Raw genomic sequence first — 9,834 nt, 5'->3', positions numbered from 1 at the left:
CCCGATTGTTTTGTATGAGTATCAGGCGACAAGGGCAGGTGCGCATGCAGCAAACTTCTTACAGGGCTTTTCAGGTCACTTACAGGTGGATGGCTATGCCGGCTACCATGCATTGGCATCAGATGACTGTATCCTCGTCGGCTGTATGGCGCATGCGCGTCGTAAATTCGATGAAGCGTTGAAAGCACTCCCTAAAGAAAGCCGCAAGAATAAAATGGGCATGGCCCAAACCGCATTACGCAAGTTTGCTCGCTTGTATGCACTAGAAAAACAATTCAAAGGCCTGACAATAGAGCAACGTTATTTGTTGCGTCTGGAAAAAAGCAAACCTCTGCTGGAAGATTTAAAACAGTGGTGTGATAACAACCTTACCAAAACGGCAAAAGATAGTGCGATCGGTAAAGCCATTCGTTACACCATTAACCAATGGGATAGCCTAACCCGCTATATTGATGATGGTAATATACAAATTGATAATAATGCAGCGGAACGTCATATCAAGCCGTTTGTGATTGGCCGTAAAAACTGGTTATTTAATCAAACTCCACGCGGCGCTAATGCCAGCGCACTACTTTACAGTCTTGTGCAGACAGCGGTAGCCAATAACCTAGAGCCTTTTGATTACTTAAAGTATTTACTCACCGCACTACCCAAGCTTGGTAGGCACTATAAGCCAGAGGCATTGGATCAGTTTTTACCCTGGAACCTGACTGAAAAAATCAAGCCTTTAAAGTAAGTGGCGTAGCTTGTCTAGGTGGGAAGAATCGACGCTTACCTACCTGCTTATACGAATATTACTAAAAACCATGAAAATCAACCCACTATAAATCATGGGGCAACCGATAATATAATTTTATTTCATATAGGTGCAAAATCAGCTATTAAACATTGGCCAATTATTTTAAACAGCACAATAAGCAGGTCATTCTAAGTGCAGGCAAAGGTGAAGAGGCCCAACTTGATGAGGTACAAAAAGTGACTCAGTTACCTTGCTACCGTGGCAATCTAAGTTTATTACAATTAATTGAAGTCATGCAAAATGTAGAATTAATTGTGTGCTTAGACAATGGTATCGGTCAGCTGGCTAAAGCTATTGCGACCCCGACTGTTTGCCTATTCGGTGGAGGTTCGACAATTTTATTTGCAGAGGCAAAATTTTGGAAAAACATTCCTTATCGCAGTGTTACTACTGATATTGAATGCCGAAATACTTCTTTATTATTTAAGCGCAAGATTGACTGGATTCAAACTTGCAATCGTTCTATAAACGACTGTATTCATCAAAGCCCTCACTGTATGCAAAATATATCAGTACAAAAGGTTATTCAGGCCTGTAAAAAAATAATAGAACTTGGACTTGAACCCATACAAGATTATAAGTAATGAAACTCGCTATTGTATGAGGGCGGAGTATCATCAAAAAAACCAATAAAATGTTTTGCCGCATCTACTTAAAAAAACAGAGTAAATATGGGCTATATAAGCCTTGATGCTATGATTATTAATAAATTATTTTTATGAAGTACTATTTTTTCTGAATTCGAAAGTAGATGTATGTCGTATTAATAAACTAATGTTAAAATAATTAACTATTTTATATAAGATTTAGGGTTATAAATGAGTACGATTTCAATAGTGATCCCCGCTAAAGACGAACGTGAAAATATTCAACCGTTGGTTGATGAAATATATGCCGCATTAACTGGACAACAAGACTTTGAAATTATTTATATTGATGATGGTAGCAGCGATGGCACTTTTGAAGAAATAGTACGCTTAAAAAATGCAGGGCGTAGTGAGTTAAGAGCCTTAAAACACGCACAAAGTGTTGGCCAAAGCACGGCTGTTTATTCGGGAATAAAAGCAGCTAAAGGTGAGTTAATAATTACTCTGGATGCTGATGGGCAAAATGATCCGGCAGATATTCCTGCTATGTTAGTTAAAGCGCAGCAATTTAAACCCGGGGAACATTTTTGTATTGCAGGCTACCGAAAAAATCGTAAAGACACTTCCTGGTATCGCTTCCAATCACGCTTAGCTAATAAAGTGCGGGCTAGTTTACTTGGTGATGGTACACCTGATACAGGCTGTGGGTTAAAAATATTCCCTAAAGCAACCTTTTTACAACTGCCTTATTTTGATCACATGCACCGTTTTATTCCTGCACTAGTCTGCCGGTTATCGGGTGAAATTGTAGTTTCCGAAGTAAAACACAGGAATCGCCTGGCTGGTGTTTCCAAATATAATATGTGGAACCGGTTGTGGGTAGGGATAGTAGATATGTTTGGTGTGATGTGGCTGCAAAGGCGGGCAAAACACCCTGAAGTTATAGACGAGGCCTGATCTTTTGTCTCGCTCATTACCTAAAAGACGTGTGATACGTATATTTGCGAATAGAGCCTTGTGGACGGGAGTATTAACTCTAGTCAGCATGGTTTTACTAGGCTTACTCATTAACTATTTGTTATCAGTCTCCGAATTCGACCAGGCATGGGTTGATCGCCAGGTAAAAAATCAAGGGACTACGGGTATTTTATATTTCATCTTACTTTGTATGTTTACCACTGCCTGTGGACTGCCTAGGCAATTAGCTGCCTTTTTAGGAGGCTATGCGTTTGGAGTGCTTAATGGAACCCTGTTAGCCACATTTGGTACAACCTTAGGCTGTATTCTATCTTTCTATTTTGCACGGCTTTTAGCAAGATCCATTGTCAGAAAAAAACTCCCCAAAAAAGTAAGTGGTATTGACCGGTTTTTACATGATCATGCTTTCACAAAAACCATTATCATTCGTTTATTGCCGATAGGCAGCAATTTAATCACTAATTTAGTTGTTGGTGTAACTCATGCCAAAGGGAGTCATTTTATTGCGGGATCTTTTATTGGCTATTTACCACAGATGATTATTTTTGCCATCGCAGGCAGTGGTGTTGAAGTGTTATCTTTTTGGAAAATTGGTCTGAGTATTGCACTTTTTATTGTCTCCTCTTTGCTCAGTGCCCGCTTATATCGCCAATATAAAATGGATAAGCAAACACGCGAGTCTTTAGCTTCGTAACCAGCTATGCGCCTATTGCTACAGCACTGATGACAAACAAAAATCCTGCCCAAATATTGGACGATTATTTATTTCCAAGTGCCTAGGGAAGTTGCTCTGGTCAATGGCTACTGTGAGTACTTCATAACAATAAAATAATGAGATTAATGTGTCGATAAATAAGATAGCTTACTGGTTTGATTTGTACCGTTTCAAATCAGGTTATGATCATAAATTTAACCTGGTCTGGTTATTTGTTTTTGCAGTGACTATCATATTTATAGGTATAGGTTTACGCGAACCCTGGCCTGCCGATGAACCTCGGTTTGCCCAGGTTGCGAGAGAAATGGTCGAAACAGGACAGTGGTTTTTCCCTATGCGTGGAGGAGAGCTTTATCCTGATAAGCCACCTGTTTTCATGTGGAGCATTGCGGTTTTTTATTGGTTATTTGGCTCAATTAAAATTGCCTTTTTATTACCTTCAGCTATCTGCTCCGTAATCACTACTTTTCTGGTTTATGATCTCGGACGTCGCTATTGGTCGGCTCAAGTTGGCTGGCGCGCAGCACTCTTATTATTACTAACTATTCAATTTACCTTACAGGCAAAAACTGCACAAATTGATGCGATGTTGTGTTGCTGGGTCACAATTGGTTGTTATGGGTTATTAAGGCACTTATTATCAGATGGTAACTGGCGCTGGTATTTTATTGGCTGCTTTTTTATGGGCATTGGTGTTATTACTAAGGGTGTTGGTTTTTTACCCATTTTAATGCTACTACCTTATATTTTACTTAGAATCTTTCAGGCTAAAGATCAAGAAATTCAAGGTTCCTGGCTGTGGGCGGGCGGTATTCTCGCATTATTAGCGGCAATTATGCTGTGGTTTATTCCTATGCTGTTATTAGTTGAATATTCTAATAATCCGGTATTTGAACAATACCGGGATAATATCTTATTTAAACAAACAGCCACACGTTATGCCAATCCATGGCATCACATCAAACCATTCTGGTACTATTTTGTTGCCGTCATTCCTCTATTCTGGTTACCAATATGTTTAATGCTTCCGTGGTTATTTAAACATTGGAAACATGCTATTTGTATTGCCGATCGACGTATTATCCTCCCCCTGGGCTGGATTGTTTTAGTGTTATTATTTTTTAGCATTAGCCCAGGCAAGCGAGGTGTTTATATTTTACCTGCACTCCCTATGCTGGCATTAATCACTGCCCCGTATTTAGACGAGGTTTTATCCAATAAATGGCTAAATCGATTAATCTGGATAATCATTGTAATCATTGCAGGAGTTTTTGTTTCCCTAGGCCTTGCTGGCTTATTAGACCATGAGGCATTAGTCAAATTTGAAACAAAGTTTCATATTCAGCCGTGGGGCCTATGTTTAACAGTCGGTATATTGGCCTGTTTTGCTACTATTGTTAGTTTTAAAAAAGCTAAATTTATCAGCTGGATCATCTTTATTCCTGGTTTATGGATTCTATATAGTACCTGGGGTTATATCTTGCGTGACCCGATTAAAACGCCCAAAATAATTTTAGCCAATATCGCACAGCAGGTTCCACAAGATTCTGAGCTTGGAATTGTCGGACTTAGAGAGCAGTTCATTTTATTCTCACCCTTTAAAACAACGCATTTTGGTTATCATACGCCACAGAACTTTCAGTTTATGAAGGCATGGCAGTGGCAGGCTGACAGTAATAAACGTTATGTTCTAACATTCAAAAAAACAGACTTAACATGCTTTAACAACAGCAAAGCAATTGAGCTAGGCAGAGCGCATAACCGAGACTGGATATTGTTTACCGAAGAGGGCCGGCTACCAGAGTGTGACAATCCACCTGATGATGTCTATGCTTTTACATTTCAGCCTAAATAGACCTGCAAAACAGTTAACCTGGAAACTGTACAAGATATACTTTTTTGGCCTATAAACTTAAAACGGGACAGTCTTTTCCTTCATTAACTCCATTAACTTCATGTGCTTCATGGTAAAAACTGTCCCATTTTAAAAAACCAGGAATTATTTCCCCATTATTTTCTTTTTTAAAGCCGTTTTTCTAGCCCTTTTACGCGCAAAATCATGACAGGCATTGAGCATATCTGTATAAACCTCTTGTTCATCCTTATCACAAAGTACCGCATATTTTTTGGCAATTATTTCAATCATCTCATCAGTTAAAGATAATCTAGTAAAGTTTTCAATACGTGCCTGGTAACTTAAAGGGCCAAAGTTCATTCTATTTAAATCAACCAGATAAAATTGATAGCGCTGGTCGTTTTGCTTAACGATCAAGGTATTGCCAGGCGAATGATCTATAAAATGAATGCCGCTCATCTGCAAGTTATATGTAAATACGGTAAATTGCTGCAGAATATTGGTTCTATCCGGATATTGTTGATCATGTATCAGCGTTCTAAATGTTAGATCACAATCTAAATGTTCAGCTATATAATAGCTTTCTAACAAAAATAAAATCGAACCTCGCTCGGCATAAGCAATAGGCCGGGGAGTATCAACCCCCTTTTCAATAAGTATGTGCGCATATTCAAAAGAGCGCTGAGCCTTGGATTTTCTAAACCAGCGATACACTACTTTATTGATCAAATGCGGCATTTTAAAAATCTTAACATTCCATTTTTCAAAAGCAACTGTAATGGATTTAACAACATTACGCCCTTGATATTCAATATGGCCCTTAGTTTGTATTTCATTTAATACAAATTGAATATCAACCCTTTTATAGGGTGTAGTAACAACTATTTTCATATTATTTTTGTGATATGTTGCAAAGTGATTGTATGGCCGTTATTACTGAATCAACTGACACATCGGTAAAACCACTGATACCTTCTAATGATTTTAATTTAATTCTATCGATAGGAGGGTTATTAAATTCTCCTTGTAAAATAATAGCCTTATCATTAAGTGGAGGTGTAAATTCAGGTGCGGAACTACGATAAATAACTATTTGTGGAATCCCGACAGCTGCTGCAATATGCATTAGCCCTGAATCATTGCTAATAGCCAGATTAGCACAAGCAAGAAGATCCACGACATCTAACAGGCTGGTTTCACCACATAAGTTAAATAATTTACAGTTACTCTTTTGCCCTATTTCCAAAGCAGTACCATAATCTTTGGCTGAACCTAAAATCATTACCTGACACCCCATTTGGACTAAATATTTAGCCAACAGCGCATAATTCTCCGCAGGCCAGCGCTTGGCCGGCCCAAACTCAGCTCCGTGCATTAGTGCAACAATAGGCTTGTCTTGAGCGACATTAAGTTTTTGTAACCAGTGTTCAGTATTTGTACTATTAACTGTTAAGCTAGGCTGAGGAATATCCTGTAATTCAGGTACCTTAGCACCTGCATCCAGGCCCAAAGAAACATATTGTTGCACCATATAGGGAAGTTTCTGAGAGTCCAGTTTTCGCCAATCATTTAATAAACCATAACGCAGCTCCCCTAAAAAACCGGTGCGCTTTGGTGCTCCACTCCAATAAGCCGTTAAAGCAGACTTCCAGGTAACAGGTAAGGTAATTACCCAATCATAGTGCTTGCCTTGTAGTTTGTTGGCCATTTCCCGGCGACCTTGCCAGCTAAATTTGCCCCGTTGCACTTCAATTTTGTAGTGCTTGCTTACCTCTGGCATGCGCTGTAATAAATCATATGGCCAGGGAGGCGCGACAACATCAAGTGTTAAGTCAGGATATTGCTGGTGTAACACTTTAAATAATGCTTGTGCCATAACCATGTCCCCCACCCACCCAGGGGAAAAAATAAGAACATTCATAAGTTTGGTATTTCAGTTTTCCACTTGATTCATTGATTTATTACTGGAGGAGCTTTGGCTATTAATTACCAAGCTATCATCAGCGTTCAAGACTGCTACAATTTTATCCATTACCCGCTTAACTGATATTAATTGCATCGCCTCGGCACCTGGAATATTTTTTTGCCAAGCCAGTTGAGATACGGGTTTATGCATGATTTTTTCTGCAGCTTGCTCATAGAGATTAATACAGTTTTGTACCTGATTATAAGGTCCTGTATATTCAGCGCGTTTTGCAGCAAATAGGCCTATGGCAGTTGTTGCTACAGCACTTGCAAGATGTATAGGCCCCGTATCGGGGGCAATCAGCAAATTGACTTGCTTAAGAATAGCGGCTAATTGTGTCAGCGTTGTCTGTCCAACTAAATTAAGGCAAGACACAACAGTTTGTTGTTGAATGTTAGAGGCAAACTCAATTTCTTTTATGCCTGGGCCACCAGTTAAAACAATATTTTTATCTGGATATAATGCATGTAAGTTATCAATTAAGCTTACATATCGATCCACAGGCCAGGTTCTTTCAGGTGACGAAGCCATTGGGTTAATAGCAATCCATTGCTGATTCGTTTGCAACTTATTAATTGCCCACTCTTTATCAGCATTAGCAATGGGTAGGGTTAGGTCATCTGCTGTTATTTTTATTAATTCATTAATGCCGGCAAATTTTTTGGCTAATTCAAAAAAAATCTCAACCTGATGTAAATTCCTAGGTAAAGTATAAGCCGTATTGGTAAACAAATGATGCCCTTCCCGTGAGTAAGGGGAACCAAAACCGGTTTTATGCTCGGCTGGCAATAACGCCATGACCATATTACTGACAAAACTGGTTTGAAAGCTAATTAACTGCCCGGCATTTTTATTGTGCCATTGTTTTTTTAGCCGCCAATAATCCCCTAGTGATTTAGGTTTATCTATTGGCACGACATTAACTTCAGTAACTTCGGCTAAGATATTGGCAATCGGCCTATCAATTAGCCAATCAATTTGTGTTTCAGGAAACTGTTTTTTGAGTAGGCGAATAGCTGGCAATAACATTAATACATCCCCTATCGCAGAAAGCCGGATAACTGTAATTTTATTCGGGGGGGCTGTGTTATTAGTCATGCAATATTATGCTACAGTAGGAAGGATACTCAATTCTAGCACTCTCGTTTCGTAGTTCAAAATCATATCAGCGTTATACTTCGCTCGGTCACGGATGTACGAAGTATAAACCCTATAGGATGTGCTGAGGCACGAAGCGCATTAAACACGGAAAAACCACTTCTACAAGACCACACAATGGAACACGACTATCTACTCAAGCTTCGGCAACATCCAACCTGGCGCTTACTTTGTGCGGATAATTCAGCACTTATTATCAGCTTTTTTTATCGCGTTTTTATACAGCCTAATTGCCGCTCATTAAAACAAAGTGAACTGACAGAAAAACTGGAAGACACTTTATTTCATCTGCGTCAGATTCAGCGTAACAAATACCCAAAAACGGCCAAAGCTTATTTAACTGACTGGGCAAATGGCGAAAATGCGTTTCTGCGCAAATATTATGCAGACAACAGTGATGAACCAGAATTTGACTTAACACCTGCCAGTGAAAAGTCGATTGAATGGCTTCGTAGTTTAGAACAAAAACAATTTATCGGTACAGAGTCACGCTTATTAACAGTGTTTGAATTACTCGCCAGTATTTTACAAACCACTCAGACTGACCCGCAGCAACGTATCGCTGAATTAGAAGCACAAAAGACCGAGATAGATGCCGAAATCTCACGTCTGCAGCAAGGCGAAGTGATTAGCTATGATCCGCGTCAGGTCAAAGAGCGCTTTTATCAATTGGAAGAAACCGCGCGTAGTTTGCTTATGGATTTTAGACAGGTTGAAGAGAATTTTCGTCAACTTGACCGGCGCACGCGTGAGAAAATCGCCACCAGCAGTAAACACAAGGGGGATTTACTGGATGATATTTTTGGTGAGCAAGATGATATTGGCGATTCTGATCAGGGGAAAAGTTTTCAGGCATTCTGGGGCTTGCTTATGTCGCCAGCTAGACAGGAAGAATTTAACAACTTAATATAAAAAGTGCTGGCTCTGGAAGAAGTGCAAAGCTGTGAGCCGGACGAATTATTGCCAAAGATGAAATATCACTTGCTGGAAGCGGGTGAAAAAGTGCAGCGTACCAGCTCTAGCCTGGTAGAACAATTACGCCGTTATTTAGATGACCAGGTCTGGCTGGAAAATAAACGTATTATGTCGATTATTCATGAAATCGAAAAATCAGCGATTGCAGTCAAACAAACACCGCCTAAAGATAAAGACTTTATCTATCTGGATGATACTAAGGAATGTGCACGAAATAACTTCCTGAAGCAGCCAAGCTTGAATAATGAAATATCTCCCCTAAATTAAGGTTATCTTAATTTATTACTCAGTGGTTGTCTTATGTCATTTCCTTATAAAAAAAATATCGAAAAGTCGATGAAGAAATTTTATGACTCACTTTGTGAAAAAAATAAGCGACGGTATGCCGCCATTGAAAGTGAAAAATTATCTCATGGTGGCGTTAACTATATTTCAGCTTTATTAGAGTGTGACCCAAAAACTATCCGCCAAGGAAAAAAAGAACTCACCGAATTAGAACTGGATATAACAGGAATCAGACAACCTGGAGGCGGTCGAAAAAAAAGACCTCTACCCCTGAATACAGTGGAATAGATCAAGACTTTTTAGATATTCTTCAACAGCATACAGCAGGCAATCCAATGAATTCATCTATTAGGTGGACTTATCTAAAGCCGCGTGAAATCGTCAGTGAATTATTAAAAAAGGGTTATTCTGTCAGTCGTAATATCGTTCGATATTTATTAAAAAAACATGAATATGTTAAGCGCAAAGCCCAGAAAAACATTACGATGGGTGGTCATCCTGACCGCAATGCTCAAT

At 39.2% G+C, this 9,834-nt stretch carries 10 protein-coding genes and 1 pseudogene; 8 read left to right on the top strand and 3 right to left on the bottom strand.

Translation table 11 applies throughout. The annotated features are described in order from the left end of the window. The 5 genes from tnpC to CDZ78_RS15045 all read left to right on the top strand — a co-directional run. The coding region (gene tnpC / locus CDZ78_RS15065) for an IS66 family transposase (protein WP_140414093.1) at positions 1-736 on the top strand (736 nt) is incomplete at its 5' end. Between the two features lie 152 nt (positions 737-888). Continuing rightward, positions 889-1,383 carry a glycosyltransferase family 9 protein gene (locus CDZ78_RS15060; RefSeq protein WP_087870744.1) on the top strand — a complete coding sequence of 165 codons (495 nt, stop codon included), beginning with the start codon at positions 889-891 and terminating at the stop codon, positions 1,381-1,383. 234 nt (positions 1,384-1,617) lie between these two features. Continuing rightward, positions 1,618-2,343, top strand: a complete 726-nt coding sequence (locus CDZ78_RS15055) for a glycosyltransferase family 2 protein (protein ID WP_087870743.1) — start codon at positions 1,618-1,620, stop codon at positions 2,341-2,343. 4 nt (positions 2,344-2,347) lie between these two features. Then, positions 2,348-3,058, top strand: coding sequence for a TVP38/TMEM64 family protein (locus CDZ78_RS15050; protein ID WP_140414092.1), 711 nt, complete (start codon positions 2,348-2,350; stop codon positions 3,056-3,058). A 148-nt stretch (positions 3,059-3,206) separates the two neighbouring features. Beyond that, complete coding sequence (locus CDZ78_RS15045) at positions 3,207-4,934, top strand: ArnT family glycosyltransferase (RefSeq protein WP_167374326.1); 1,728 nt, start codon at positions 3,207-3,209, stop codon at positions 4,932-4,934. Positions 4,935-5,078: 144 nt separating this feature from the next. Here CDZ78_RS15045 and CDZ78_RS15040 read toward each other — a convergent pair whose 3' ends face one another. From CDZ78_RS15040 to CDZ78_RS15030, 3 genes are read right to left on the bottom strand one after another with little or no spacing between them, the layout of a single operon-like run. Beyond that, on the bottom strand, positions 5,079-5,825 hold the full coding sequence (locus CDZ78_RS15040; RefSeq protein ID WP_087870740.1) for a lipopolysaccharide kinase InaA family protein: 747 nt from the start codon (positions 5,823-5,825) through the stop codon (positions 5,079-5,081). Position 5,826: 1 nt separating this feature from the next. Beyond that, positions 5,827-6,855 carry a lipopolysaccharide heptosyltransferase II gene (gene waaF / locus CDZ78_RS15035; protein ID WP_087870739.1) on the bottom strand — a complete coding sequence of 343 codons (1,029 nt, stop codon included), beginning with the start codon at positions 6,853-6,855 and terminating at the stop codon, positions 5,827-5,829. A gap of 12 nt (positions 6,856-6,867) precedes the next feature. Beyond that, entirely contained in the window at positions 6,868-7,998 is a 1,131-nt protein-coding gene (locus CDZ78_RS15030; protein WP_087870738.1) for a glycosyltransferase family 9 protein, read from the bottom strand. Positions 7,999-8,175: 177 nt separating this feature from the next. Here CDZ78_RS15030 and CDZ78_RS15025 point away from each other — a divergent pair. The 3 genes and pseudogenes from CDZ78_RS15025 to CDZ78_RS15010 form a co-directional block, all read left to right on the top strand. Continuing rightward, positions 8,176-9,300 (top strand): annotated as a pseudogene (locus CDZ78_RS15025) (DUF3375 domain-containing protein). 33 nt (positions 9,301-9,333) lie between these two features. Further along, a complete protein-coding gene (locus CDZ78_RS15015; protein ID WP_087868120.1) occupies positions 9,334-9,606 on the top strand; it encodes a hypothetical protein in 273 nt (90 codons plus the stop codon). Between the two features lie 47 nt (positions 9,607-9,653). After that, positions 9,654-9,834: ISAzo13-like element transposase-related protein (locus CDZ78_RS15010; RefSeq protein ID WP_444979211.1), on the top strand; the 181-nt coding region annotated here is incomplete at its 3' end.

This window comes from Bathymodiolus platifrons methanotrophic gill symbiont (assembly GCF_002189065.1).
Taxonomy (GTDB): domain Bacteria; phylum Pseudomonadota; class Gammaproteobacteria; order Methylococcales; family Methylomonadaceae; genus Methyloprofundus.
This window is presented reverse-complemented; position numbering and strand designations above follow the sequence as displayed.

What these genes read in the sequence shown, in the direction of transcription:
- CDZ78_RS15030 (WP_087870738.1), bottom strand. Translation starts at nt 7,998, where the DNA reads ATGACTAATAACACAGCCCCCCCGAATAAAATTACAGTTATCCGGCTT.
- CDZ78_RS15055 (WP_087870743.1), top strand. Translation starts at nt 1,618, where the DNA reads ATGAGTACGATTTCAATAGTGATCCCCGCTAAAGACGAACGTGAAAAT.
- waaF (WP_087870739.1), bottom strand. Translation starts at nt 6,855, where the DNA reads ATGAATGTTCTTATTTTTTCCCCTGGGTGGGTGGGGGACATGGTTATG.
- CDZ78_RS15040 (WP_087870740.1), bottom strand. Translation starts at nt 5,825, where the DNA reads ATGAAAATAGTTGTTACTACACCCTATAAAAGGGTTGATATTCAATTT.
- CDZ78_RS15015 (WP_087868120.1), top strand. Translation starts at nt 9,334, where the DNA reads ATGTCATTTCCTTATAAAAAAAATATCGAAAAGTCGATGAAGAAATTT.